Origin of the sequence: Phytobacter ursingii, from assembly GCF_001022135.1 — a bacterium.
Lineage (GTDB): Bacteria > Pseudomonadota > Gammaproteobacteria > Enterobacterales > Enterobacteriaceae > Phytobacter > Phytobacter ursingii.
On record NZ_CP011602.1, the window covers coordinates 3253731 to 3279040 of the forward strand.

Sequence of the window (25310 nt, forward strand, 5' to 3'; positions counted from 1 at the left end):
CTGACCGCACACTGGATGCGCTCGGGTCGTCCTGCGGCTCATAAGGCCACGTTTTTATCTGGATCGCCGTCCTGTACTCGTGAGCCCCTGCCGGGTCGCGACATCCGCACCTCTCCCGGCGCGGACAGGGTGGTTTGTCGCATCATTTAAAACCGCATCACAGACGGGCCGGTTCAGTTTGCCGGCCCTTTATCGTGGTTGATTACCACTCGCAGTAAGCCTGGAGAAGTCAGTGCCAGCAACCCTCTTTCTTCATCAATGCCGCGCTTATTATTAACACGCTAACGCTGTACATACCGTTACACAGCAATGCTCATCTTTTCAGATGCACCTGGTATAGAATGTCAAAGATGATAGATTGGAATAAAGTCCAAATACCCATTGTGTCAATTGTTGTCTATTTGTTGTAACGCTAAGAATCAACAAATTTTAAACAAGTTAATGTCATGTAGTCTTACTTTTTTATAATGATAATGAAAATCAAAAATACTCTCTGCCTACATATCCTGATGGCTCTCCTCGCCATCCTGGTCCTGAGCGTTCACCCGGTGGTGACGAGCTTTGATCCGCCGCTTAAATTCCAGCCGATGATTAAATCGATGGAAGGCACACCAAAAGAGCAAGCAGAAAAAATAGCCACCATTTCCCATGCATTACAAGGGAATGCGATTTTCTTTATCGGAGCGTCAGAAGTTTCTACTTCCGAAAATGAACATTACGCTGCCTATAATTACTTCAATAAGCAATTGCACAGACCTTTAGTGGCATATGGCGATAGTTATGTCGACGACGTCACACAATTTTTACTGTTCTCCCGTTTTAAAGACAGCCTTAACGCAAACAGTAAAGTGGTGTTGCTCCTTGCCCCGGATAGCTTTTATTCAAACGGGCTTCCGCCAGCAATCTTTGCGGATAATTTCCCGGCTTCAATTTTCGATCCATTAATGAAAGATAAGCAGGCTCGTCCTTTGCTGGTCAATTACTTAAAGCATATTGAAGCGGACGATATCAGCCATTTGAGTTTTGGCGAAATGGCCATTTATGGCTGGCATCCTGACCTGATCTGGGAAGAGGTGAGCTATCAGTTTGCCAACTTCTGCACAATGATAAAAAACGACTGGCTGGACCTGCTCAATATTGAGCCACAGCCTGCCGCACAACCCTGGCCCGCACAGCCTGCCAGCATAACGATGCCCGACTGGGATCAAGAGCTGGCTAATGCCCGCGAGCTGAACAAAGCGCGCAAACAAAGTGCAGCCACAATGTGGATGGATAAGACGGTCTATGAGGCCGGGGATACCCCCGAGCAGTGGGATGACACACCTGTTGTACCGAATCAAATCGACGTTTTCCGCGCGACCATCAAGCTTTTGAAAGAGCGTCATGTCCAGGTGATTGCGATTGTTGACCCGATTAACCCGTGGGCGCTAACGAATACCAATACCTTTCAGCCGGTTGACAAGCAAATTCAGGCGATCCTGACCGAAAACCAGGTGCCTTATTTAGATATGTATGCGATGCCGTATCAAAACGGCTGGAACTGGGATCGTCTGCACCCATCAGAAATTGCATGGGTACCTATGGTTCGCTTTATCGCGGAGAACTTTAAATGATGAAAACCGCCATTCGCCTGTTTGTCCTTTATCTCCTGCTGGCGATAACGATTGTCGCGTGGACCTCCGTGGATGACAGCATGAGTTTGCAATTGCATTTTGAATATCAAAAGTTCTGAGGACGAATAATGTACAGCTCAGGCATGTTTTTCTTCTATTTGTTCTCATCAGCGCTGGTGTTTGCGCTGGTTAATCGCGTATTGCATCACCGACTGACCTATATATCCGCTTTTTCCGTGCTGGCGGCATTAGGCTGGGGCTATATCTTCGAAGGCGACTATATTGTCCCGGCGGCAGTATTTTTCAGTTTTTATATTCTTGTCACATTAAAAGAGAAAGGTTGGTTAAAAACCTGGCAAGCGGTCACATTAACGTTGCTGCCGCTGTTTCTGGTGAAATTACACCTGAACAACCACTGGGGTATGATCGGGCTCTCTTTTATGACCTTCCGCGCCATCGATGTGCTGCTTTATCGCAGTAAGAAAGATGGCCAGAATTTCCTGCACTATTTCTGCTACCTGTTTATGCCGTTTATTATCCTGGCTGGCCCGATGTACCGCTGGCGTACCTGGATGACGGATATCAATAAGCCGGTCTTCACGATGACGCGTGAGCAGTTTTTAGGGGCCTTAGAGCAAATTATTACCGGGATCATCCAGAAATTTTTATTCGCTATGTTGGTCGATACCCTGGTCGTTCAACCGTGGAGCCATGAGGCGTTTACGTTGAAAGTAGGCGTAGTGATGTCGATTGCCTATAGCGCCTACCTCTACTTTGATTTTGCTGGCTACAGCAACATGGCTATCGGGGCTGGCCGCTTATTTGGCCTGAACATTCCGGCAAACTTTAATATGCCGATTCTGGCGAAAACCCCGCAGGACTTCTGGCGCCGTTTCCATATCAGCCTCTCTGAATGGCTGAGGGATGTGGTTTTTATGCCGATTTATATGAATTTGATGAAGCACAATTTTTTCCGTCAGAACAAAACGCTGGCGCAAAATATTGGCATCTTCTGCACCCTGTTTTGTATGGGGGCATGGAATGGACTCGAACGACATTATGTCATTAGCGGCGCGCTGTTTGGCGCCATTTCCGTTGTTCACAACATGCTGCAATGGTTTGCCAAACGCCATCCGGCTTTGAGCAACGGGCTTCAACATCCGGTTTCTGTGTTTATGGGACGAATCTTGACGCTGGGAAGCGCCGCGGCCTCCCTTTACATCTTTAGTGGAATGTCACCCTTATGAAAAATGACTCCGAGCTTCTGGAACTGCAAGACTTCTTGCGTGCGGCATTACGCGATCCCGCGTCCCCTCAGCAACTGGCGATCAGCGGTAGCGATGAAGCCATTACCTGGCAACAGCTGTCCGTCGCGGTCACTGACTGGGCGCAACGTTATCAACAATGCAACCAGCCTGCCGGTACGCCGGTGGTGCTCTACGGACACCAACAGGCAGAATTTGCCGTCGCGCTGTATAGCTGCCTGTTGCATAACATTCCGTACATTCCGGTGGACTGCATCTATCCGCAGGAGCGTCTCAAAGAGATTTGCCAGCTCGCCAATGCCCCCTTCTATTATGATGTGGCCGCGAAACAATTCATCGCGACCGGTGTGACGGGCCAGGTACTTGCCGAACAGGACCTCGCTTACATCATGTTCACGTCCGGCAGCACCGGAAAACCGAAAGGGGTGCAGATCGGACGGGAAAGCGTATGGCATTTCATGAAGTGGGTAAGTCAGGACTTTTCCTTGCCCGAAAAACCGGTGCTGATGAACCACGCCGTGTTCAGCTTCGATCTCTCGCTGATCCCTCTGCTGGCAAATCTGGCTACAGGCGGTCACATTGTGCTGAACGCGAAAGAAGATATCGCGGCGGAAAACTGGCTGGATCGCCTGAAAGCGAACGAGGTTTCCGTCTGGGTTTCTACCCCCTCTTTCGCCTATCAGCGCCTGCTGTCGCCGCAGTTTAATAGCGAGTATCTGCCTGAACTGAATGTCTTTATCTTTATCGGTGAAGTATTAAATAAAGCGCTGGTAAAACAGTTACGCCGCCGTTTCCCGCAGGCCAAAATTCTTAATTCCTATGGCCCGACTGAAGCGACTATCGCCACTACGGTGGTCGAAATTACCGATGACATTCTCAATAACGACAACCCGCTGCTGCCCGTTGGCGTGATGATGCCGGAAACCCGCATGGAAATTACCGCCGATGGCGAGCTGATTATCTGGGGGAAAAACGTGATGCGCGGCTATCTCGGCCTGCCGCAGGAAAACGCAGCAAAACTGCTGCGACGCGAAGGTGAAGAATATCGCGGTTACAGAACCGGCGATCTGGGCTACGAAGACGGTCTTATTTATTGTCAGGGCCGCAACGATAGCCAGATCAAACTGAATGGTTACCGTATTGAAATCAACGAGATTGAAAACCGCCTGCTGGCGATGTCCGGCATCAGTGAAGCGGTTGTGCTGCCGCTGATGAAATCATGCGGAAGCGTGCTGCGTATTGCAGCGTTCTGCGTGACGGATCTGGCACCGGAAGTGATCAAAACATCCTTGTCGAAAGTGATCCCCCATTACATGGTGCCGTCACAAATTATTATTAAAGATGCATTGCCGCTTAATCCGAACGGCAAAATCGATCGTAAATTGCTGGACACCCATGCCCGCACGAATTAATTAGCCAGGAAATTATTATGGAACAAGAAATTCTCGCCCTGTTTGAAAAAGTGTTATCCCGCAAAGTGGGCTTTCACGATGAACTGATTGAATCAGACATTCTCGATTCAATTCTGGCGGTCGATCTGGTGCTGGAAGTGCAGGACGTTTACGGCTGCATGATCCCGCCGACCGAAGTCGCCACCGTGCTGAAAACCCCTGCGGATTTGGCGCGTTACATTGAAGAAAACCGTTAATCGTCTTTGGCGTTAATGGTGTTGTGAAAACCCTGAATGAAACCATTCAGGGTTTTTCTAACCACACTATCTCCCCCACCAGACCTTCCCCATTTCGCTTTTTATTTCGCAACTTTAGTCGTACTGAAAATATTATTGTGATCACGCTCATATTTATGCTTATAGCATTAAAGCCCTCAACGTAAACGCTAAAAACAATTCTTTATTTACCAATTACTTAATTTCTTTATAACAAAAAAAGAACATCTGAAATATATATATCGCTTTTATCGATTAATTTCTTTTTTTTAATTTCCGATAAAAGATATAGCGCGGTTTGATACACCAGGGTTGCCGACGCTAAACCAGCCATATAAAACAACAACAGGTTAGCATGCTATGAAATTATCCTTTGCCCAAAAACTGTGGATTCCACTCATCGTCGCGCTGTTAAGTCTCGCCGGAACGTTATTTTTCGGCTCAGTCAAAATTAAAGAAAACCAGCTAACACTGCGAGAACGAGAGTTAATGCATGTATCGCAGCTGGCCCTCAATGTTGTTAAAACGCAGGCCGCGCTCGCCGACAAGGGATTGATTACACAAGAGGAGGCACAACAACGCGCTCTTCAGACCATTAAAGATTTGCGTTATGGGGAAACCGGTTATTTTACCATTCTTAATAACCAGGCCCAGGTCATCATGCACCCGATAAACGCTGCGCTCATTGGCAAAGGACCGGATATTTCCGATGCGAATGGGGTGTATATTTTTCGGGATATGGTCGCTGTCACCAAAGACGACCATGCGGGTTTCACAAAGTATATTTTCCCGCGACCTGGCGAAACAGAGCCGCAACCTAAAGTCGCCTACAGCATTCCGTGGACACCGTGGGGCTGGATAATCACGACCGGGCTGTATGTCGATGATATTCAGCAAGCTTTTTTGAGCTCGCTTTACCAGAGCATTATTGAGTTCGTTGCTATCAGCATCCTGCTTTCGATTATTGTCTATTTCATCAATCGCAGCACGTTGAAAACACTCGGCGGTGAACCGCGTTATGCCGCAGAAGTGGTTTCCCGCATCGCCTCAGGGGATCTGTCGCAGACGGTGAGTAAAAAAGCCGGTGATAATGAAAGTCTGGTACATGAAATGGGCGTGATGCGCGAACAGTTAACCTCTGTGATCGCCGAAATCCGTGGAGTAGCGGAGGTTATTAACACCAGCACGCATGATATCGTCGCCGGCAATCAGGAGATTGCTGAACATTCCGAGCAGCAGGCAGTCTCGCTGGAAAAAACGTCTTCCAGCATGGAAGAGATTACCGCCGCCGTAAAACAAAACGCAGAAAATGCCGGGCAGGCGCGCGAACTGGCGCGCGGTGCGGTGGATATCGCTTCGCGCAGCGGTATGGTGATGCAGAATGTGAACGGCACCATGGGTGACATCTCTGAAAGCGCCGGAAAAATCGCCAATATTATTGAAGTGGTCAATAGCATCGCCTTTCAGACCAACATTCTCGCTCTGAACGCAGCCGTCGAGGCAGCGCGCGCTGGTGAGCAGGGGAAAGGGTTTGCCGTGGTGGCCAGCGAAGTCCGAAATCTGTCATTGCGCAGCTCTCAGGCTGCACAGGAGATAAAAGTCCTGGTAGAAGAGTCGGTCGCGCGAGTCAACAGCGGTTCTTCGCAGATCAAAATCGCCGGAAGCCACATCGACGAGATGATTGAAGCCGTGCAGCGCGTTTCAGACATCATGTCGCAAATTTCGGTTGCGACCGATGAGCAGAGTATCGGCATAAGCCAGGTGAATGAATCGATGGTACAAATCGACTCAGTGACACATCAGAACGCTCAGTTAGTACAGCATGCGGTCGCCGCCGCCAGCGCCCTGGAAGCGCAGACCCGACGACTGACACAGACCGTGGCCTTCTTTAATACGGGCCGTTAACCCCTCCGTAACGCACCGGGAACCCGTGCATCAGGTTCCCGGTGATAACATCCCCCTGGCGACCACAAATGTCCCCCATCGTTATAGCTGGTGCCTTCTGCCGATAGAGAAAGCCATTCCCTGTCAGATAACGCGCAAGAGAAATTACAGTATCAGAATTTTCTGCTGTTCCGACGTATATCCCCTCTCAGTATGATGAGCTCCCGTCACGTTATTCTTTAAATTTCTGAGCTGGAATTTTTATGAGCGATAACGATTTTTCAGTCTGTAAACCGATGGAATCGTCTCCGTCCTGGGGCTTGATAGATGTATTCATCTGGAAAGTTGTTTCCGATAAGTTTGGCGGGGGTATCGGTTATATTCAGAAATTTAAAGATGCCTGGGTTATTCATAATAAAAACGCCATCAGAACCGCGGCCGAACGTTACAGTTTACCGGTAGAACTTTTGGCCGGGGTATGCTGGATCGAAGTGGGTGGCGATCCGAATTTCATCGACAGGGTCGCGTTTGAAGTCAGGGCATTTGACTGGAGCGGCCCTGCTTTTGTCGATCGCCATTTGACTATCACTAACCCGCCGGAAAAGACCTCTTTTGGTTTTGTCAGCATGCAGTTACGCACGGCGGCCAGGACGCTGGGCCTGGATGTGTCAAAGATGGATATGAATCAGTTGCGAACGCTGGCGAATTGCCTGGAAAAAGATGTCTATAACATCAACCTGGTTGCTCAGCATCTGAGACAACTGGCTGATTATGACAAACTGCCCTCGGCTTTAAGCATGGAAGATGTCAGGATTATCGGCGCCCGTTACAACAGGGGGATTATCCCGACACTGGAAGAAATTAAGAGAAATACCTCGTATGGTGACTTTATTGTCAATCACTGGCAGCGATTCAGCAGACTCATTTGGGGATAACATGAATAACATTTTAAGGATTGCGTTACTGTTGATGTATTGCCTGGGCCTAATCCTCTTATGCCTGGTCTCCGTCGATAAATATTCATGGATGAGTGAAATGGATCCCTCCGTGCCTGCGGGTTCGGTCACCGCTGACACCAGTAACAGTGACCTGACATCACTGCTCATCTTTATCGGCATCATCGTTATTCAGTTTATCAGCGTCATTTTCGAGAAAAGCCGTAAAATGAAGCTCCTTGCGGTTGTCCTGGCACTTATCGCCGCAGGCGTTTTTATCGCCAGAACGCATTATTTATAGGCGCAGGAGAGCCCCCATTTTGCCGCTACTGGCTGGTCGACCACTGCGTTAACAGGGCATGCAGCGTTGCAGGCTCCAGTGGTTTTCGCAGCACCAGATACCCCTCTTCTTCCGCGTCGCGAAGTACCGGAGAGTTAAATTCTCCGCTGACCATCGCTCCGCTGACCTTTGGCAGGCGTTCAAGCAGCGCCTTGAGGATCTCAAAACCGCTTTCGCCCGAGCGCAATCGCTGATCGCACAGCACGACACCTGGGGTAAATCCCCCATCGACGATGGCAAAAGCCTCTTCAGCAGAAGCCGCACAGCGTACGACGATCCCCCAACTGCTCATCAGACTTTCCCATGCAGAGGTGACCAGCGGGTCGTCATCAACCACGAGGCAGCTTCCCCTTAGCGATGCTCGGCGACTGACCGGCGCGACGGCGTCGCCGGCTGGCGCGGAATCACTCGTTTTCGTGTCTCCAGTGTGCTGTTTAAAGCGCATCCAGAAGCGGGAACCTTTGTCCTCAACAGAATACATGCCGTAGGTTACATTCATCAGCTTCGCACAGCGCGCCACCACCGCAAGCCCGAGGCCGTGCCCGGCACTGTCTATTTTCCACGCCAGTTCCGGGCGATAATAAGGGGAGAAGATTTTGTTTTTTTCGTCATCGGCGATGCCCACTCCGGTGTCCCACACCTCAAAGAGGCACTCTTCGCCGCGCGGGCGAATGGCCACCAGCACACCCCCGTGTGGCGTGTAGCGCAGGGCATTCTGGATCAGATTGATCAGCGACTGGCGCACCAGCAAGGGGTCGCCCATCACGTGGATGCGCCGCCCGGGCCGCCATGTACGGAGCTTCAGTCCCCGGCTTTTCGCCTCCTCGCGAAACAGCGTGATGACTGAATCCAGCAGCGCACCGATATCCACATGGGTGGTGGCGGTCATCATATTGCCCGATTCGATCTTGCTCAGATCAAGCAGCGAATTGAACATCAACTGGACGGAGCGGACGCTTTGTTGCAAATCCAGCAATTGCGGCATCAGCGCGTCATTGTTGTTTTTATGGATAATCGCCTCAATAAGAAACCCCATGGCGTGTACGGGCTGGCGCAGATCGTGGCTGGCGGTGGTCAGAAATTGATTTTTATCCCTCAGCGCCTGCTCAGCTTCCTCTTTCGCCTGGCGAAATTGTTCTGCCAAACGCACACTCTCTTCTTCAAGCCTGGCCTGCTGAATGAAAAAAGCGTGTGAGGTTAACGCGTGACGATAGATCGCAAAACCGTATAGCAAGTTCAGCATCAGCACGATCAACATCACATCGTCCATACGCCAGATGATGCCGAGATTTAAGAATCCCCAGGAAGAGAAAAAAAACCGTTTAAAGGTACTGATGACCGGCGTTAAATGTGTCGCGTTGGCGGCGACAATGGCGGCGATACTGATATTCAGCAGCAGGAAAAAATCAAAATTTTGGCTCTGTGGGGTAATCAGATAAAGCGATGAAATACCCATCCCGTGGGCCAGGGCGACTTTATTAAGATTCGGCAGCCAGCGGCGCAGGACCTCCTCTTCATTATTCTCTTTAACGTCTCGCTGATAGCGTCGGTGCCATATTCTGATTAACCCTGCGCAAAGCAGGTAAATAACGATCCAGACAACGGTTGGCCCGGTGTTCTCCCCCAGCCAATAGATCCAGATTGCAAATGGAATACCGACAAAAGGCACTGCGGTAAAGCTGAACACTAAGCGAATAAAGGTATTATTGAGCAGTCGGATCTGGGCTCGCGAGGAAATGGCACTATTATCCACATCGGCTATCCATTTCATGATGTCTCTTCCCGCTGGCCGTGAAGGAGTGTAATGACTTCCACTCGGGTATTAACACCCAGTTTTTTTAAAATATTGCTGATGTGCTCTTTAACCGTGGGTTCTGATATGGAGAGTTGTGAAGCGATTCTTTTATTTGGTAATCCACGCATCATCATCTGTAAAACCTCTACCTGACGCGGCGTTAAGTTAAATTTTTGCAATATTGCGCTATTTTTTACATTCAAATCAGCATGAGTCTCCGGAAACCATGTTTGGTTATTCATAAGCGCTTGAACTGCTTCACCAAATAATTCCGGCGTCTCGTTTTTCAGTACAAAACCATGACCACCGGCATTTTGTACCTTTATCCAGATATCATTATTTTCGTCGCCGCTTACCACCAGCAAACGCATTTTTGGAAAACTGTTCTTAATTTCTTTGAGTAATTTCAGTGCGGTAGAAGATGAGAGCCAGAAGTCAATGATCAGTAAGTCCGGGGGACCATTGTCGCGAATAAGCCGATAACAACTCTCCTCATCCGCCACCACCATGACTGACCTGAACCCTAAGTGGGACGTCAGAAAATTGGCAATTCCGCTGCCGACCAAAGGGTGGTCATCAATAACCAGTGCATAATATTTTCCCAAAGGTGTCTCCTTTTCGTGACCGGAAAAAGCGATATTCTGCCAATTTCCAAATCAACAACACTCCCTACTTTAGGAGGGTTCTTTATTCCAGAAAAGAGAAATATCTTATTTCAGTTTTTAAAAAAGAGAAACGTATTGCCATGTCGCAATCGCTACGGACTGATTACAAGGATAATTTATGAAAAAACCACTCATCGCGCTTGTCATTACAATAATGGTAGCGGGTTGTTCAACATTGAAAACCGATCAGGCTATTCCGCTGCTTCAGGCGGAAACAGCAAAAATGCTGGGGCTGGGATCATCCGATGAAATTACCGTTACGCAGGTTAATGGCGCTCAGCCTGATGCTCTGGGAGGGCAAAAACTGACTTACCGCGCGACCACGGAAAAGGGCCGTATTTTTGATTGCTCTTCCATGATGATGCCAGGAATTTTAGGTTCCGCGCCAACGCTTAGCGCGCCAACCTGCACACCTGTCGTCACTCATAAATAATCTGTCGCAGTGAACGTTACTACCGTTCTCTATTTTCACCCGCCGAAGCGTAATAGCCAGGGAATCACAGGTTTTCGCTTCGCCGGATAATTTACCTGCACGCCTGAATTCGCGAAATAAAGCTTTAAACCGGTCAGTCAATTTAATCTCTATAAAACAATGACCTTCGCGACATCACGTTAATCAATCTGGAGATAGCACGTGAATGACAATTTCTCGCACCAATTAAAAGTGAAAACCTCACTCTCTAAACTTTACCTCGCTCTGTTCTCTGCCCCGCTGATGTTATTAACACCCGATGACTCCCGGGCTGCTGATGTGATCTTTGATGGCGATACCCGGGTCACGCAGTCGTTAGTCTATACCGACGATGTCTATGTGGGTCGCACACAGGGCAGCAACTTGCTCATCGATAACGGGAAAATCACGGCTTACAACATTAATATCGGCAGACTCTATAACGGTCAGATTTTCGAAAGCACGGTGACGGTCAGCGGGCCGGATGCGGAACTGAACGCCCTGTACGATCAGTTCGTGCTGCACGGTAGCCTGGACCTTGGCCTTGGCACGCTGCGAGTCGAAAATGGCGCGCTGGCCAGCGCGAAAGAGATTGTGGTGGGCACCACCCGGGGCTACGACAGCCACCTTATCGCCACTGGCGCGAATTCCCGCGTTACCAGTAATTATCTGAGCGTCGGCACTGCGGCAGACTCGCGTTCTACCGTCTCCATCGCGGATGGCGCGGTTCTTACTACCAGCCTCCAGGCACGGATCGGTGATGGCTACGATCCGGATGAGACCGATAAGCTGAACCCGAAAGCCACGGTGACGGGTGAAAATTCGCGCTGGAACGTCACCCAGTTACTGACGCTTAATGGCGATCTGCACGTGCTCAACGGCGGTGCCGTTAACGTCGGCAGCATGGAGGTCGCGGGCGTTTCGGGTACACGCAAAACCGCCGAGCTATATGTCGCAGGCAATAATGCCCGCTTCACCAGCGCTGGCAATATTCTCGTGGGCGATTACGGCAACGGCGTGGTATCCGCGGTGGATGGCGGCGTGATCTCCGCAGGCACTAACGCGATCGTGCTTGGCGATACTGGATCGGGTTCTAACCGCGGGGCGCTGGTTATTGGTAGCCGCGGCAATATGGATACCGGTACCGGTCTTACCGAGCCAACGCTGGGCGAAGCGGGTGGCGCGGGCGCCATTGATGCGCAGACATCGATTGTTTTGCGCGGCGGACTGTTCGGCAGCTATGTCTATTTCAATCACACCGATGATAATTACCTGTTCGCCAATACCCTGAGTGGCGAAGGTGATGTCATCAACACGTCGGGGAAAACGACGCTCAGCGGCGACCTGAGCGGGCTTAAAGCGAACGTCCTCGCCCGTGGCGGCAAAATCATTATTGCCAGTGATATCAATACGCAGCCTGAAACCGATCTTTTTGATATCCAGACACTGAGCGCGGAAAACGGCGGGACGCTGATCCTTAACGCTAACGCCGGGAGCGACGTCAGCAACGGTCTCGGTTACAGCAGCGCCGCGTCGATTAAGGCCGGCGGCACTCTTGGCGGCAACGGCACCCTCGGGCAGACAGAAATCCTCTCCGGCGGCCACATTTCCCCCGGCGACGGTGATATCGGTACCCTGACGCTGAAACGCTACCTGAACTTTATCGGCGAGTCGTTCTATGACGTCGATATATCCGGCGATGGCCGCAGCGATCTGCTGAACGTGGAAGGTAAAACCACCATCAGCAATCAGGCCACTGTGCAGGTCACTGCCCTCGATCCTCAAACCAGCTACCAGACCGGCCAGGTCTACCGCATTATCAACTCAGCAGGCGGCATCGACGGTCAGTTTGCCTCTGCGATCTCTAAATCGGCCTTCCTGGACGTTGCGCTAAACTACAGCGCTAACGCTGTGGATCTGAGCATCGCACAGAAAGAGAGCGGCGAGAATCCGGGCAACCCGGGTGGTGAGAATCCTGGTAATCCCGGCGGTGAAAACCCAGGGAATCCGGGCGGTGAGAATCCCGGTAATCCCGGCGGTGAAAATCCGGGGAATCCGGGCAGCGAGAATCCCGGTAATCCAGGCACAGGCAACCCCGGCACGGGCACACCGGGTATCTTCCAGACAGTGGCGCTGACGAGCAACCAGTGGAATACTGCAGGCGCGCTCTCTACCCTCACACAAAGCGGCCCATCACTGGCGCTATATAACTCGCTGCTGATGCTAAGCGCGCCGGAAGCGCGCGAGGCGTTCAATCAACTGTCGGGCGAGGCTTACCCTTCCGTCCAGTCCACGCTTATCGCAAGCAGCAGCCAGGTGTTTAATGTGTTGAATCAGCGCATGGCGGGGTCATTCGACAATGACTCGCTGCCAATTCCACCGCTGGCCATGTCATTTGCCCAACCTGCTCCGGTACAGAACAACGGCGTATGGGGCCAGACATTCGGCTCATGGGTGAGAACCGACGGCGACAGCAATACCGGTAAGCTGGACGGTAACACCGCAGGTTTCCTGTTGGGTGCCGATCGTAAGCTGGACAACCATAACGTCAGAGTGGGTGGTTTCTTCGGTTACAGCCGTGGAAATTACGATGTCGACAGTCGTCGCTCCTCAATGGATATCGATAACTACCATCTCGGTCTGTATGCGGCGGCGCGTCAGGATGCATTCTCCTTGCGTGGCTCGCTGGGTTACACCTGGCATAAAATTGATGCCGAGCGTAAGGTTGATTTCAGCGGCTACTCGGATCGCCTGAGTGCGAATTATGACGCTAACTCGCTGCTGGCCTTCACCGAAGCCGGTTACCGTTTCGGCCAGCCAGAGCAGAATATCGAGCCATTCGTCAACCTGAGCTATGTCCGTCTGAATACGGATGACTTCAAAGAGAACGGCGGTGCCGCAGCGCTGAGCGTGCGTAACGACACCGCTGATACCTTTTTCTCGACACTTGGCGCGCGCGGCGTAGCGGAACTGCCGAAAAACGTCAGCCTTTATGGCTCGTTAGGCTGGCAACACGCTTATGGTGATAAGAAAGCCTCTTCGCGCATGGCGTTTGCCGGCAGCGATGGCTTCACGAGCGAAGGTACCCCGGTTGATGAGGATATGTTGGTGGGTGATGTGGGCGTCAGTTTTACGCTGCCGCACTCAGCGACACTGAATGTCGGTTACAAAGGACAAATCGGCTCCGACACCCGCGTCAACGCGTTGAACGCCAACCTCCGCTGGTCATTCTAAGTGATGTAGCGTGTTACCAGGCCGCCCCGCAACGGGCGGCTTTTTTGTTAACAGGGGAAATAGACAATATAGCGTTTTACGCTTCGGTAACCGCATTATGCAAAGGTAATGGGTAAATGGCATAACGCGCGCCCACGCAGATGGCGATTCACGCCACTTCCCTCAGTTTAATGGTTCCATAACCGGGCAATCTGTCCCGAACACCATTCCATATGTAAATCATATACTTTAGTAAATACATTGCGTTAATCACCAAAAACACCCGTGGGACACTCTGAGCGAATGGAACCATCTGGTAACCCTGCGTGTGAAGGTGTAATAGTCAGAGACACTGAATTCCCTTATCGTTGAGGTGGTTTTATGCGAGCGACAGAACAGAGTGAAGAAGAGATGGCGAAAGCTATCGGTTATATAGTGATGGAGTTAGAAAATACCGGATGCGCTATCACAGCAGAAACCATTAATGCGCGGCTGGAATTACGCAAAGAGTGTGGAAAGGCATTTGCAGAAATGGCAGCGAAAAAACCATACCAAATCAGGTTTAACGAGTCGTTGTGTGGATAAAAAGTAGGTTAACCTGAAAAGGGTCCCTACAGAGTTCCATATAAAAATAAATGTTTGTATTCAAACAAGAAAGAACAATCAATTTGCAACATACCCAAAAAATTTTTGGGTGGTGCGTTGAACTACATTAACCTCCCCGGTTTATTACCTTAATCTTTGTATCCTCATTCTTATTGTACAATACCTCTATCCCACAATAAGGAATCTCCCCGCCGTGAGAATGACTGACCGCAAAAAGAGGATTCTCAGCGACTTTGAACAGGATAACCTCGAAGGGGTGACAAGTGAGAGTGGTGCGCCGATATGTGAATCGCCACGGGTTTAACAGACACCTCAGAGTCATTTAAGATGGCTTAAAGAGAGGTGCCCATGAGCGGTAAGCGTTATCCCGAAGAGTTTAAAACTGAAGCAGTCAAACAGGTTGTTGATCGCGGTTATTCTGTTGCCAGCGTTGCAACACGTCTCGATATCACCACCCACAGCCTTTATGCCTGGATAAAGAAGTACGGTCCGGATTCTTCCACTAATAAAGAACAGTCAGATGCTCAGGCCGAGATCCGCCGTCTCCAGAAAGAGCTGAAACGGGTTACCGACGAACGGGACATATTAAAAAAAGCCGCGGCGTACTTCGCAAAGCTGTCCGACTGAGGTACGCCTTTATCCGTGACAACTCCTGTTGCTGGCCTGTTCGCCTGCTCTGTCGGGTGCTGGATGTTCATCCCAGTGGTTTTTACGCCTGGCTTCAGCAGCCGCATTCACAACGCCATCAGGCAGACCTGAGACTGACAGGACAGATTAAACAGTTCTGGCTGGAGTCGGGATGCGTCTATGGTTATCGCAAAATCCATCTGGATCTGCGTGACAGCGGGCAACAGTGCGGAGTAAACAGAGTCTGGAGACTGATGAAACGTGTCGGAATAAAGGCTCAGGTCGGATACCGAAGCCCGCGGGCACGTAAAGGCGAGGCCAGTATCGTGTCACCCAACAGGCTCCAGCGACAGTTCAATCCGGATGCTCCTGATGAGCGTTGGGTAACGGACATAACCTACATCAGGACCCACGAAGGCTGGCTGTATCTTGCCGTTGTTGTTGATCTGTTCTCACGCAAAATTATCGGCTGGTCCATGCAATCCCGGATGACAAAGGACATTGTCCTGAACGCACTGCTGATGGCTGTATGGCGGCGTAATCCCGAAAAACAGGTGCTGGTTCATTCGGATCAGGGCAGTCAGTACACAAGCCATGAGTGGCAGTCGTTCCTGAAATCACACGGCCTGGAGGGTAGCATGAGCCGTCGCGGTAACTGCCATGATAATGCGGTTGCAGAAAGTTTTTTCCAGTTGTTGAAACGTGAACGGATAAAGAAAAAGATCTACGGAACGCGGGAAGAAGCCCGCAGTGATATTTTTGATTACATCGAAATGTTTTATAACAGTAAGCGTCGGCATGGTTCTAGCGAACAGATGTCACCGACAGAATATGAAAACCAGTATTATCAACGGCTCGGAAGTGTCTAGATTATCCGTGGCGATTCAGGCGGCGCCCCCTGATGGACTCCCATCACCTACGACAGAAAAGTTAACACCATATACCAATACAGTTTCCGAACCTGCCGTGTCAGTTAGTGTGATTGATATGTCAGAGCCGAGAAGAAAATAAAATGGAATTGTGAAAGTTTTAGTGGTTCCATCGCCATTGTATACAATAAAGCTCTGCTCAGATGATACAGTCATCTTTTTCTCCAGTCGTGCGTGATCCCCACAGCAATGCTGCGGTACGCTTTGTGCAATAAAAAACCCGCCGAAGCGGGTTGGTATGTATCAGGATTATCTTGTATGCATTAAGTAATAATACTTAAAAATACATTATTATTTAATAACTTAACCAAATATTGATTTTCTTGAAATCTCTGCTTTTTCTTTTATCAGTTCACTCAGCGATGAGTCATATGATTTTCCGTATCGGGATAAACACATTTCATTTAACTCTAAAATACAACGAGCTTTTTTATTTTTAAAGTTAATGTATGTTACAAAGCAGGATCCAATGGCTAGTCCTTGAAATATTTCACTTTCATGGAAGAACCCTAAAATATTGCCTAAAAATGAAATCAACCCAATTATTATGACAATTATAGATATTTTTACATATCTATTACAGTCATATATATCCATTTCAAGATTATCAATTCTTTTGAAGAAAGCATCCTCATTCATAATCAATCTCAGTGCTGTTGTCTATTTTCCTAGCATAAACTGAGATGGGGGAATAAGAAAGGTATTACCTTGCTCTCTTTCAACTCTCCTTTGGTATCTCTCTAGAGAACCTGGGTCAAGCGCATCCTGAATGCGGTTAAGGATCAATCCATTCATAGTTGTACGCAGCCAGAATACGTTCAGGAAAGGCGTATTATCTAGCGCTGTACGATACCAGTCGCCAAGGTCAGCATCGCCCCTTGATGATTGCTGGAGTAGGCGAATTATATTGTCTGCACCAGAAGGAACTGGACCAGCGAGGGACGTAATCGCTCCAGCCCCCATCCTGTTTACTTCACCAAACATGAAATCGCCAAGAATACCTAGTCCTCCACCCTGTAAAGCTGCTGCGCGTAGAGTGCTGGCATTTGCTGGTCTTGGTGTCTGTCCTTTTAACATCAACTTCGACTGCATTGACAGATATCCAAACATGGTTGCCCACACAAACAGGTTTGCCACACCAATAAATGCACCTTTACCGTTATTCAGCAAAGCGTTAGTAAAAGATGATGTTTTTGATTCTCCCAATCCTGCTGGCGTGTAACCTCTCCCAAACACCTCTCTCCCAAGAACATTTGTAAGCGTGCAGCGAGAACCGTATTGACGGGGATGTGTTATTCAGTTGGCAGTGCTACGCGCCAGGGGAGTAGTTCGCTGACCCGGTTTATCGGCCAGTCCGCTATGACGTTAAGGACGTGACGGAGGTAGCTTTCTGGCTCCACTCCGTTCAGTTTGCATGTCCCGATCAGGCTGTACAGCAGCGCTCCCCGCTCTCCTCCATGATCCGAACCGAAGAACAGGTAGTTTTTGCGGCCCAGGCTGACCATCCGTAGCGCATTCTCAGCTATGTTGTTATCTGCCTCGGCCCAGCCGTCGTCAGTATAGTAAGCCAGCGCCGGCCACTGGTTCAGTACGTACGTGAACGCTTTCGCCAGTTCTGAGTGTCGCGACAGCGTTTTCACCTTTTCACGCAGCCAGCTTTCCAGGGATTTCAGCCGCGGTTTAGCTTTTTGCTGACGTTCTGCAAGGCGTCGCTTCGCCGGCATTCCCCTTATCTCCGCTTCAACGGCATACAGCTCGCCGATACGCTTCAGGGCTTCATCCGTCAGCGCCGACGGTGTGCGGACGTGCACATCGTGGATTTTACGGCGGGCGTGAGCCCAGCAGGCGGCTTCCGTTATCTGGCCATCGCGGTACAGCTCGTTGAACCCGGCGTACGCATCGGCCTGCAGCACACCACTGAACCCTGCAAGATGGGTCTGAGGGTGGATGCCTTTTCTGTCCGGGCTGTAAGCGAACCACACCGCCGGCGCGACTGCTGATCCAGCGTTGCGGTCATCACGAACATACGTCCACAACCGCCCGGTCTTCGTCTTCTTATTGCCCGGCAGCAGCACCTGGACCGGGGTGTCATCGGCATGGAGTTTACCGTCGGTCAGGACATAGCCCTGAAGCGCCTCTTCCAGCGGTGACAGCAGCCGGCAGCATGCATCCACCCAGCCCGACAGCAGTGAGCGGCTCAGCTCCACACCCTGGCGGCTGTATATTTCTGACTGCCGGTACAGCGGGGTATGTTCTGCATACTTTGAACTCAGCACGCGGGCCAGCAGCCCCGGTCCGGCGATACCCCGCTCGATGGGACGTGAAGGCGCGGGGGCCTGCACGATGGCATCGCACTGAGTACAGGCATGCTTTTCACGTACTGTCCGGATAACCCGGAAGGCGCTGCGCATCAGCTCCAGCTGTTCGGCGGCATCTTCACCCAGGTAACTCAGCGCGCCACCACATTCCGGGCAGCATGACGCTGCCGGCAGCAGCCGTTTTTCGTCACGGGGAAGTGATTCAGGGAACGGTTTGCGGGTACGGGTCTGCCGCAGCGGGCGCTGCACGGCCGGGTCATCCACCCGGCCGGTAAGGGTATCGCTTTCTTTCTGCAACTGCTTAAGGTCGGCTTCCATCTGCGCGATACGGCGGGAGACTTTTTCGGAGCGGCTGCCGAAGTTCATCCGGCGCAGCTTATCCAGTTGCGCCTGCAGGTGATCTATTTCGCGTTCACGCTCGTTCAGCTTTTCCAGAAGGGCACGGTTCAGCGCCTCCTGTTCGGCAAGGAGACGTTTCAGTTCATCGATATCGTCAGGAAGTAAGCTGTTCATACCGGGTATATTACCAGGCTCATTCAGCGTCGACCAGGATAAAGAGGCCTACAACATAGTCAGTGACGTAAGCAGTCTTTTAGGCTGCCGCCAGTCGATACCTTCAAGGAGCATCGCCAGCTGTGCCGGTGTGAGGAACACTTTGCCATCCCGGGCTGACGGCCAGGCGAAGCGGCCGCGCTCCAGCCGTTTGGTCAGCAGACACAGTCCATCGCCGGTAGACCAGAGGAGCTTTACCTGACTGCCATTACGCCCACGGAAGATAAAAACGTGACCTGACATCGGATCGTCTTTCAGCGTCGTCTGCACCTTTGCCGCCAGGCCGTTGAAGCCGTTTCTCATATCGGTGATGCCAGCGACCAGCCAGATCTTTGTCCCTGATGGTAATGGGATCAACGTTTGAGCTCCCGTATCAGCAGGTTCAGGATATTTTCGCTGATGGCACCATTCAGACGGAGTGATCCGTGCCGGAACGTCACTTCACAGCTGATATTGAGTGATTCAGGTGCCGCAGCAGCTACAGGTTGTGACCGGGGGGAGGTTGCAGGGACAACATCTTCGGTATCAAGTGTTATCGGGAGCAGCTCAGGCACGTTGTTTTCTGTTGTTGAAGGAGGACGTAGTTTTCCTTCGCGCCAGTACTGGCGCCACTTGAACAGCAAATTATCGTTGATCCCATGCTCACGAGCGAGTTGCGCTACGGAGATCTCTGGTCGATGCGAGAGTTCAACCATTTTGATTTTGAACTCAACGGGATAATTAGGGCTTTTTTTACGCACTGCGGTTAATGATTTCATGGATAGCGTCCACCATATTTGGTGTCCACTATCCTCTCAGGAATATCAGGATCTGCCAGACGGTGCTGAGACGACGCTTACAAACATTTTGCAAGAAACTTGCGGTGAATGATTTGTATTGTCCAGCAAATCGGACGGCCTCTCCAGCAACAGTGCCGGGGACTGTCCCAAACTTCATTAATGCCTGAGTCCTGTCTCCTGGCTCAGACATTGCGATGTTCAGGCGATCAAGAATGTAGCCACGTAACTGTCCCTCCAGTGAGTCACGAGCGTCCGCTATTGATCTGTCTGTTACTTTGATGCCTTTAGACTCGACATAAGATGCGATCACATCATCAGGTACAGAACGAATTCCGCTGGTAGTCATGAATTTGCGGCCTTCGCTATCAGCCATATCCATTCCGCGATAGATATTCCACTCGGCATCGCCAATACCATGAATGTCCAAAACACGGCGCAAATCCTCTGTCAGGTTTGCGTATGGAAATTCGGCATTTTTAGCCAGCCAGTTGGTGATCATCATGGCGTTGGAATTACGCCCAGACTCAGTCCAGAAATTCATCAGGTTATACTTGAAGAATATCTGTTGAGCGCGCCCCATCTTACCGCTGAGGCTGTCATCACCTGACATCCTGCGAATAATCTCCTGAGTCATCGTGTCGGAGTAGACGCCAATAGATGACAAGATTTCTTTTTCCTCAGCACTATTGAAGCGTGAGAATCTACCCTTCATTGCACCAAGAAGCGCACCCATGAAGTTCTGCCCCTGGTAACGCATTTCAGTAGCGGAAATTGGCACATCGTTAAATGAGGAAATCACAGCGCCACCCAACTGTGACATACGCAGCCAGCCGCGAATGTTGGCTGATGCATTTGCCCAGCCAACACTGCCTGGAATATTCAATGAACCATCAACCTGGGTAAGGGTATTCTTTTTGAGCTTACGCACCTTCTCAGAAAAATCAGCCTGAGCCGCTGGCGTGCCAGACTTGCTTAAATCATGAGAAATTGATTCAGCAAGGTAATTAAACATGTTCTGCGGGTTTGTCCCTAGAACACGCATCATTCCTGTTGTACGAGCCGCGCTGTTTAATCCACCAAATACAGCTTCTCGCAAGCTTCCCGTTCCGAACTGCTGGTTATATTCATGCCATGATATGCCGTCTTTAAAATGCAGAACACGCTCCTGGCTTGCGCGTTTTGCTGCATTCTGCGAGCCTTTGAATCCATTCATCCAGTCTGGTTTTTCAGTGGTGAGATGAACACCAGATGCCAGCCCGTTATATACGTTGCGCATGAATTGTTCGCGATCTGCCACACCCTCAAATGTGACATCATCCAGACGAGGAAGGATAGAATCACGCCACGCCTCATAGCCAGCAGAGCGTATTTTCAGGATGTCATGCGACTGGCGTACGATATAGCCAGGTACTTTGCGTATCCATGCGCCTGCCCGGTTTTCATCAATCCTCGCTGACTCCTGCCACTTCATGATGATATTTGCCGCATCAACAGACTGTTTTGTCATTCCATCGGTTGATTGTCCCCGACCAATACGCCACATAGCATCTGCTATTTCACGGTCGTTGCTGCCACTACTGATAAATTTTACCAGCCCTGCCTTATCGAAATCGTAGTTTATTCCTGCATGATATTTCCCACGCAGTTGAGCTACTTCTGACGCTACAGAGCGTCGTGAACCGGTACGGGCATCATTGCGTCCAACCAGGATTGCTTCCAGACCAATATCAGGGCGGTCTTTCCATGTTGTGCGAAGATCTGAAAGGCGCTGTGCGGCGATGCGCGTATTCAGTGCCTTATTCCTTGCCTCAATAACTTTAGCCAGCTTATCGGCGTTGGTAAGTTCATCAGCAGCACGTAACGCAGCTTCTTCCAGAGATAGCGCTTCATTGCCAGCAAGAATACGGTTAGTCGTATCATTCATATCACGAACAAGGGACTCCATTTCCTGTTCGCTTAACTTTCTCCCGGCTGCCGTATTGACGGCTATTTCACACTGAGTCAGAAATTCATTAGCCATTAAAGTGAAGTGGTCAACAAAAACTGGCCACCGCGTTAGAGTTTTTCCAGTATCGGTTTTCTGATTCGTTTGGCGGTAACCCACCATTATATTCGTGCGGTCTTAGTGCGCTGTAATATCCAACGATATAGTCCGTTATTGCGTGAGCTGCATCGCTGAAGCTTACATAGCCCGTCGCCGGCACCCATTCGTTCTTCAGACTCCTGAAGAAGCGCTCCATTGGGCTGTTATCCCAGCAGTTTCCACGCCGACTCATACTCTGCCTGATCCGGTATCGCCACAGTAACTGCCGGAACTGCCTGCTCGTATAATGGCTGCCTTGATCGCTGTGGAACATCACCCCGACGGGCTTACCACGGGTTTCCCATGCCATTTCCAGTGCTTTCATGGTGAGCCTGCTGTCCGGCGAGAACGACATGGCCCAGCCCACTGGTTTTCTTGCGAACAGGTCGAGAACAACGGCGAGGTACGCCCAGCGCTTACCCGTCCAGATATAGGTCACATCACCGCACCACACCTGATTTGGTTCCGTTACGGCGAACTGTCGCTCAAGATGATTCGGGATAGCAACGTGCTCATGACCGCCACGCTTATACCGGTGAGTCGGCTGCTGGCAACTGACCAGCCCCAGCTCTTTCATGAGTCTGCCAGCAAGCCAGCGCCCCATCTGGTAACCTCTCTGGGTTGCCATTGTGGCGATGCTTCTTGCTCCGGCAGAGCCGTGGCTGATGCCATGCAGTTCAAGTACCTGGCTGCGTAATACAGCCCGTCTGCCGTCTGGCTTTTCAGGACGGTTTTTCCAGTATTTGTAGCTGCTGCGATGGACCCCGAACACATGGCAGAGAGTGGCCACAGGATAACGCGCCCTGAGTTTCCCGATTATCGAGAACTGTTCAGGGAGTCTGACATCAAGAGCGCGGTAGCCTTTTTTAATATTTCATTTTCCATTTCAATACGTTGTAGCTTTTTCCTGAGCTCACGGATTTCAATTTGTTCCGGGGTAATGGGGGAGGCTTTTGGTGTTTTTCCCTGCCGCTCATCACGTAATTGTTTCACCCATCGCGTCATTGTGGAAAGGCCGACATCCATAGCGCTGGCTGCATCTGCCACGGTGTAATTCTGGTCAACGACCAGTTGAGCGGATTCGCGTTTAAACTCTGCGCTGAAATTTCTTTTTTTCATTATGGCACCTGTGTTGTTCTGAGGTGAGCATATCACCTCTGTTCAGGTGGCCAAATTCAGTAAACCACTTCAGTATCGAAGCGATTGAAGGTCACCTGGCTGAATTGCAGTATGAAGAAATCGGCGAAACAGAGTTCGCTCGCGCCGCGTTCGTACCTAACTCAATCACCGGTGAACTTGTTACGCCGATTGAGAATGGGTATGCCATCGTCGTCCGTCGTGATGAAAAGATAATTCCTGCTCAGGTAGTCGCAAAAGAAGCACGTGAGCGCATCGAACGCATTGAGAAATTGAGCGGTGGCAAGCTAAAACGCCAGGAGCGTAACGCGATCATCTGCGACGTAAAAGTAGATCTGTGCAAAAAGGCATTCGTCCGTTCTTCGCTGATCCTTTCCCTCTATAACAGCAAAGATAACCTGCTGGTCGTGAATACCACGAACAAAAACATTTCTTCTCTGGTTGGTTCGTTGCTGATTAAGGTTGTTGGGTCTCTTAAAACCGAGACTATACATATCGACAACATTAAAAATGGCCTCACCACGAGACTGCAAAATCACCTTAATGGAAGCAATGATGCTTTTGATGGGTTTACCGTTGGTGACTACATCCAGCTTTCACGCCTGGTTGAACATAAAGAAGTGCTTCGTTTCTCAGCCGAGCACGCATCCATCACCAATGAGCTTACGGAAAGTCTTGCGGGCGGGTTTACTGTCGATCAGATGGAATTAAATGGGTGCGGAGTTAACTTTCTCCTGACCGAGCGCTTCCACTTCCGTCGAATTGATACTCAGTCTTTTAATTACTCTGACGATGAAGATAAAGCCTTCCAGTGGCGTCATCAGACTGGTGCGGATCTCTTCCAATTCAGCCAGGTAGTAAACCAACTCTGCAAATTGCTGGCCTATAAAGAGCCAGAACAGCAAAAGCCAGCAGCTTAACCCGAATGCAGCAATTACCCCATGTGAATGGGTTGGGTTGCTGCGCTCTAAAAACAGCGCGGTGCAGCGTGCATATATATGGAGAACTACCGATGAGAATGACTAAAGAGCAGTTGCTGATAGCCGCTCGCACAGCGGCAAAATATCTCCCTGCGGCTTCTGCCGACATTATGAACGAACTGGCTAACCGTCTGGACGTTACCAGCGTGGCGTTAAGCGAATCGCTGGAGCAGCGTAAGAAACTTGCTAAGGCATTAACTGTGATTGCCAATTCTGAGCAGCATGAAGGCGATACTGTTGTTTGTGATTTTTCTTCGCTGGTTTCAGTTGCTTCTGGAGCGTTGCGCGAGCACTACAACAGCGAATGTCATTCAGACATGAATGAGGCCACCAGCAATGGCCGCTAACTCATTCAAAAAGATGACCACGAAGGGCGGTGTGATTAAACGCACCGATACCGGGATGTTTATCAGCCTGGATAACATCTTCGTCAAAGAGGGCTTTAACAAACGCGACGATGACGAGCGTACTCGCCAGGCTGATGACGACCTTTTCAACTACCTCATGAATGGCGGTACCGTTCCCCCACTGGAAGTTACCCCACGCGACGAAGGCGGTGTTTGGGTTGTTGAAGGCCACCGTCGTCGCCGCTGCTATGAGCGCTGCCGTGATGCGGGTAAACCGGTTGACCGCGTTCACATCATGCCATTCGTTGGCAATGACGTTGAGCGCCTGGCTCGTGTCATGACCAGTAATAACCAGTTGCCCCTCACCCCGCTGGAACAGGCACAGGTAATTAAGGAACTGGCTACAACTTTCAACCTGACCAATCAGGAAATAGCGAAGCTTGTTCACAAGTCGGTCCCTACGGTTGAGAAGTTACTGACCCTCGCTACTGCTAACCATGACGTTCAGCAGATTGTTAAAAATGGCGAAGTTTCCGTAGGTGTCGCGGTTGAGCGCGTTCGTGAGCACGGTGAGAACGCAGGGAAAGTACTGGAGCAGGATCGCGCCGTTGCCGCTGCTGCTGGCAAAAAGAAAATCACTAAAAAGGTTATCGCCCCGGAGATCAGCGTCAAAAGCGCCCGCCGTCTCGTCGAACTGATCAGCCTGGCCGGGATTGATGATAACGGTGTAGTCACTCTGGAAGGTCTCGCGCTGGCAGAGGTGCTGGCGATTGTTGATGAACATAAGGCTATTTCAGCTCAGCGCGAGAGCAAAGGAGCGCAGTCATGACTGTATGCCTGACAGATAAACGGCGCCACAGTGAGAAAATCCCGTGCGTGGAAATGCCGAATCATACCTGGTTTTGTGTTCTTGATATCCCCGGGATGGGCGCACTAGTAGATACGAGCCATTACTGCGATTCAGCGACTGCAACACCGTCAAAAGCTAAAAAAATGGCTGATTTGATAGAGAAGTGGACGCCTCCTGATGGGTGGTGCAACGGAAATGATCGTGAGTGGCATGCCCGCATGAAGGGCTACATCGTAGATTTTCTCAGAAACTGCAACGGATTCAGGACGCACTGA

Annotated in this window: 25 protein-coding genes; 16 read left to right on the plus strand and 9 right to left on the minus strand. The window is 50.5% G+C overall.

The window, feature by feature from the left end; genetic code table 11:
* Positions 1-473 precede the first annotated feature (473 nt).
* From AB182_RS18890 to AB182_RS18920, 8 genes are all read left to right on the plus strand, one after another.
* On the plus strand, positions 474-1613 hold the full coding sequence (locus tag AB182_RS18890; protein WP_047371450.1) for a D-alanyl-lipoteichoic acid biosynthesis protein DltD: 1140 nt from the start codon (positions 474-476) through the stop codon (positions 1611-1613).
* Entirely contained in the window at positions 1610-1732 is a 123-nt protein-coding gene (locus AB182_RS33230) for a hypothetical protein (protein ID WP_261802776.1), read from the plus strand. The genes AB182_RS18890 and AB182_RS33230 overlap by 4 nt, the downstream gene beginning before the upstream one ends.
* 9 nt (positions 1733-1741) lie before the next feature.
* Positions 1742-2860, plus strand: coding sequence for an MBOAT family O-acyltransferase (locus tag AB182_RS18895; RefSeq protein WP_047371451.1), 1119 nt, complete (start codon positions 1742-1744; stop codon positions 2858-2860).
* Positions 2857-4290 carry an AMP-binding protein gene (locus AB182_RS18900; RefSeq protein WP_047371452.1) on the plus strand — a complete coding sequence of 478 codons (1434 nt, stop codon included), beginning with the start codon at positions 2857-2859 and terminating at the stop codon, positions 4288-4290. Before AB182_RS18895 ends, AB182_RS18900 begins: the two co-directional genes overlap by 4 nt.
* A gap of 17 nt (positions 4291-4307) precedes the next feature.
* Positions 4308-4526, plus strand: coding sequence for an acyl carrier protein (locus AB182_RS18905; protein ID WP_041852336.1), 219 nt, complete (start codon positions 4308-4310; stop codon positions 4524-4526).
* A gap of 378 nt (positions 4527-4904) precedes the next feature.
* A complete protein-coding gene (locus AB182_RS18910; protein ID WP_047371453.1) occupies positions 4905-6449 on the plus strand; it encodes a methyl-accepting chemotaxis protein in 1545 nt (514 codons plus the stop codon).
* A 242-nt stretch (positions 6450-6691) separates the two neighbouring features.
* Entirely contained in the window at positions 6692-7363 is a 672-nt protein-coding gene (locus AB182_RS18915) for a hypothetical protein (protein ID WP_047371454.1), read from the plus strand.
* 1 nt (position 7364) lies between these two features.
* Positions 7365-7664 (plus strand): hypothetical protein, encoded by a 300-nt coding sequence (locus AB182_RS18920; protein WP_071845910.1) that lies wholly within the window; start codon positions 7365-7367, stop codon positions 7662-7664.
* 25 nt (positions 7665-7689) lie between these two features.
* On the opposite strand, the gene AB182_RS18925 is transcribed toward AB182_RS18920, so the two are convergent.
* Positions 7690-9474, minus strand: coding sequence for a hybrid sensor histidine kinase/response regulator (locus AB182_RS18925; RefSeq protein ID WP_047371456.1), 1785 nt, complete (start codon positions 9472-9474; stop codon positions 7690-7692).
* Positions 9471-10103 (minus strand): response regulator transcription factor, encoded by a 633-nt coding sequence (locus tag AB182_RS18930; RefSeq protein WP_047371457.1) that lies wholly within the window; start codon positions 10101-10103, stop codon positions 9471-9473. The genes AB182_RS18925 and AB182_RS18930 overlap by 4 nt, the downstream gene beginning before the upstream one ends.
* A 178-nt stretch (positions 10104-10281) precedes the next feature.
* Here AB182_RS18930 and AB182_RS18935 point away from each other — a divergent pair, with 178 nt between their 5' ends.
* The 4 genes from AB182_RS18935 (at position 10282) to AB182_RS18955 (ending at position 15929) form a co-directional block, all read left to right on the plus strand.
* Positions 10282-10596 (plus strand): lipoprotein, encoded by a 315-nt coding sequence (locus AB182_RS18935; RefSeq protein WP_047371458.1) that lies wholly within the window; start codon positions 10282-10284, stop codon positions 10594-10596.
* A gap of 201 nt (positions 10597-10797) precedes the next feature.
* Positions 10798-13848 carry an autotransporter outer membrane beta-barrel domain-containing protein gene (locus tag AB182_RS18940; RefSeq protein WP_047371459.1) on the plus strand — a complete coding sequence of 1017 codons (3051 nt, stop codon included), beginning with the start codon at positions 10798-10800 and terminating at the stop codon, positions 13846-13848.
* Positions 13849-14208: 360 nt separating this feature from the next.
* Entirely contained in the window at positions 14209-14412 is a 204-nt protein-coding gene (locus AB182_RS18945) for a hypothetical protein (protein ID WP_047371460.1), read from the plus strand.
* A 369-nt stretch (positions 14413-14781) separates the two neighbouring features.
* Positions 14782-15929 (plus strand): IS3 family transposase gene (locus AB182_RS18955; protein ID WP_085949497.1). Its coding sequence is split into 2 segments (ribosomal slippage): positions 14782-15019 and positions 15019-15929, totalling 1149 coding nucleotides; the frame shifts between segments, so codons are not numbered across the junction.
* 363 nt (positions 15930-16292) lie between these two features.
* Here AB182_RS18955 and AB182_RS18960 read toward each other — a convergent pair.
* From AB182_RS18960 to AB182_RS18990, 7 genes are all read right to left on the minus strand, one after another.
* Positions 16293-16628, minus strand: a complete 336-nt coding sequence (locus AB182_RS18960) for a hypothetical protein (protein WP_047371461.1) — start codon at positions 16626-16628, stop codon at positions 16293-16295.
* Positions 16629-16649: 21 nt separating this feature from the next.
* The gene (locus AB182_RS18965) at positions 16650-17225 is read right to left on the minus strand and encodes a hypothetical protein (RefSeq protein ID WP_223883557.1); all 576 of its coding nucleotides are present in this window, start codon (positions 17223-17225) and stop codon (positions 16650-16652) included.
* Positions 17226-17281: 56 nt separating this feature from the next.
* On the minus strand, positions 17282-18820 hold the full coding sequence (gene tnpC, locus AB182_RS18970; RefSeq protein ID WP_008786790.1) for an IS66 family transposase: 1539 nt from the start codon (positions 18818-18820) through the stop codon (positions 17282-17284).
* 48 nt (positions 18821-18868) lie between these two features.
* Positions 18869-19216: an IS66 family insertion sequence element accessory protein TnpB gene (gene tnpB / locus AB182_RS18975; protein ID WP_000612626.1), complete on the minus strand. Its 348-nt coding sequence runs from the start codon at positions 19214-19216 to the stop codon at positions 18869-18871.
* Positions 19213-19617 (minus strand): IS66-like element accessory protein TnpA, encoded by a 405-nt coding sequence (gene tnpA, locus AB182_RS18980; protein ID WP_000839182.1) that lies wholly within the window; start codon positions 19615-19617, stop codon positions 19213-19215. The genes tnpB and tnpA overlap by 4 nt, the downstream gene beginning before the upstream one ends.
* A gap of 28 nt (positions 19618-19645) precedes the next feature.
* Complete coding sequence (locus AB182_RS18985; RefSeq protein WP_223883558.1) at positions 19646-21745, minus strand: hypothetical protein; 2100 nt, start codon at positions 21743-21745, stop codon at positions 19646-19648.
* Positions 21672-22840 (minus strand): IS3-like element ISEc52 family transposase gene (locus tag AB182_RS18990; protein ID WP_085929673.1). Its coding sequence is split into 2 segments (ribosomal slippage): positions 21672-22591 and positions 22591-22840, totalling 1170 coding nucleotides; the frame shifts between segments, so codons are not numbered across the junction. Before AB182_RS18990 ends, AB182_RS18985 begins: the two co-directional genes overlap by 74 nt.
* A gap of 23 nt (positions 22841-22863) precedes the next feature.
* Here AB182_RS18990 and rdgC point away from each other — a divergent pair.
* The 4 genes from rdgC (at position 22864) to AB182_RS33095 (ending at position 25310) form a co-directional block, all read left to right on the plus strand.
* Positions 22864-23778 carry a recombination-associated protein RdgC gene (gene rdgC, locus AB182_RS19000; protein ID WP_120785405.1) on the plus strand — a complete coding sequence of 305 codons (915 nt, stop codon included), beginning with the start codon at positions 22864-22866 and terminating at the stop codon, positions 23776-23778.
* A gap of 92 nt (positions 23779-23870) precedes the next feature.
* Positions 23871-24185 (plus strand): hypothetical protein, encoded by a 315-nt coding sequence (locus tag AB182_RS19005; RefSeq protein ID WP_052958875.1) that lies wholly within the window; start codon positions 23871-23873, stop codon positions 24183-24185.
* On the plus strand, positions 24175-25014 hold the full coding sequence (locus tag AB182_RS19010; RefSeq protein ID WP_047371464.1) for a ParB/RepB/Spo0J family partition protein: 840 nt from the start codon (positions 24175-24177) through the stop codon (positions 25012-25014). Before AB182_RS19005 ends, AB182_RS19010 begins: the two co-directional genes overlap by 11 nt.
* On the plus strand, positions 25011-25310 hold the full coding sequence (locus tag AB182_RS33095) for a DUF7739 domain-containing protein (RefSeq protein ID WP_047371465.1): 300 nt from the start codon (positions 25011-25013) through the stop codon (positions 25308-25310). The genes AB182_RS19010 and AB182_RS33095 overlap by 4 nt, the downstream gene beginning before the upstream one ends.

What these genes read in the sequence shown, in the direction of transcription:
- AB182_RS18890 (WP_047371450.1), top strand. Translation starts at nt 474, where the DNA reads ATGAAAATCAAAAATACTCTCTGCCTACATATCCTGATGGCTCTCCTC.
- AB182_RS33230 (WP_261802776.1), top strand. Translation starts at nt 1,610, where the DNA reads ATGATGAAAACCGCCATTCGCCTGTTTGTCCTTTATCTCCTGCTGGCG.
- AB182_RS18895 (WP_047371451.1), top strand. Translation starts at nt 1,742, where the DNA reads ATGTACAGCTCAGGCATGTTTTTCTTCTATTTGTTCTCATCAGCGCTG.
- AB182_RS18900 (WP_047371452.1), top strand. Translation starts at nt 2,857, where the DNA reads ATGAAAAATGACTCCGAGCTTCTGGAACTGCAAGACTTCTTGCGTGCG.
- AB182_RS18905 (WP_041852336.1), top strand. Translation starts at nt 4,308, where the DNA reads ATGGAACAAGAAATTCTCGCCCTGTTTGAAAAAGTGTTATCCCGCAAA.
- AB182_RS18910 (WP_047371453.1), top strand. Translation starts at nt 4,905, where the DNA reads ATGAAATTATCCTTTGCCCAAAAACTGTGGATTCCACTCATCGTCGCG.
- AB182_RS18915 (WP_047371454.1), top strand. Translation starts at nt 6,692, where the DNA reads ATGAGCGATAACGATTTTTCAGTCTGTAAACCGATGGAATCGTCTCCG.
- AB182_RS18920 (WP_071845910.1), top strand. Translation starts at nt 7,365, where the DNA reads ATGAATAACATTTTAAGGATTGCGTTACTGTTGATGTATTGCCTGGGC.
- AB182_RS18925 (WP_047371456.1), bottom strand. Translation starts at nt 9,474, where the DNA reads ATGAAATGGATAGCCGATGTGGATAATAGTGCCATTTCCTCGCGAGCC.
- AB182_RS18935 (WP_047371458.1), top strand. Translation starts at nt 10,282, where the DNA reads ATGAAAAAACCACTCATCGCGCTTGTCATTACAATAATGGTAGCGGGT.
- AB182_RS18945 (WP_047371460.1), top strand. Translation starts at nt 14,209, where the DNA reads ATGCGAGCGACAGAACAGAGTGAAGAAGAGATGGCGAAAGCTATCGGT.
- AB182_RS18960 (WP_047371461.1), bottom strand. Translation starts at nt 16,628, where the DNA reads ATGAATGAGGATGCTTTCTTCAAAAGAATTGATAATCTTGAAATGGAT.
- tnpC (WP_008786790.1), bottom strand. Translation starts at nt 18,820, where the DNA reads ATGAACAGCTTACTTCCTGACGATATCGATGAACTGAAACGTCTCCTT.
- tnpA (WP_000839182.1), bottom strand. Translation starts at nt 19,617, where the DNA reads ATGAAATCATTAACCGCAGTGCGTAAAAAAAGCCCTAATTATCCCGTT.
- AB182_RS18985 (WP_223883558.1), bottom strand. Translation starts at nt 21,745, where the DNA reads ATGGTGGGTTACCGCCAAACGAATCAGAAAACCGATACTGGAAAAACT.
- AB182_RS19005 (WP_052958875.1), top strand. Translation starts at nt 23,871, where the DNA reads ATGAGAATGACTAAAGAGCAGTTGCTGATAGCCGCTCGCACAGCGGCA.
- AB182_RS19010 (WP_047371464.1), top strand. Translation starts at nt 24,175, where the DNA reads ATGGCCGCTAACTCATTCAAAAAGATGACCACGAAGGGCGGTGTGATT.
- AB182_RS33095 (WP_047371465.1), top strand. Translation starts at nt 25,011, where the DNA reads ATGACTGTATGCCTGACAGATAAACGGCGCCACAGTGAGAAAATCCCG.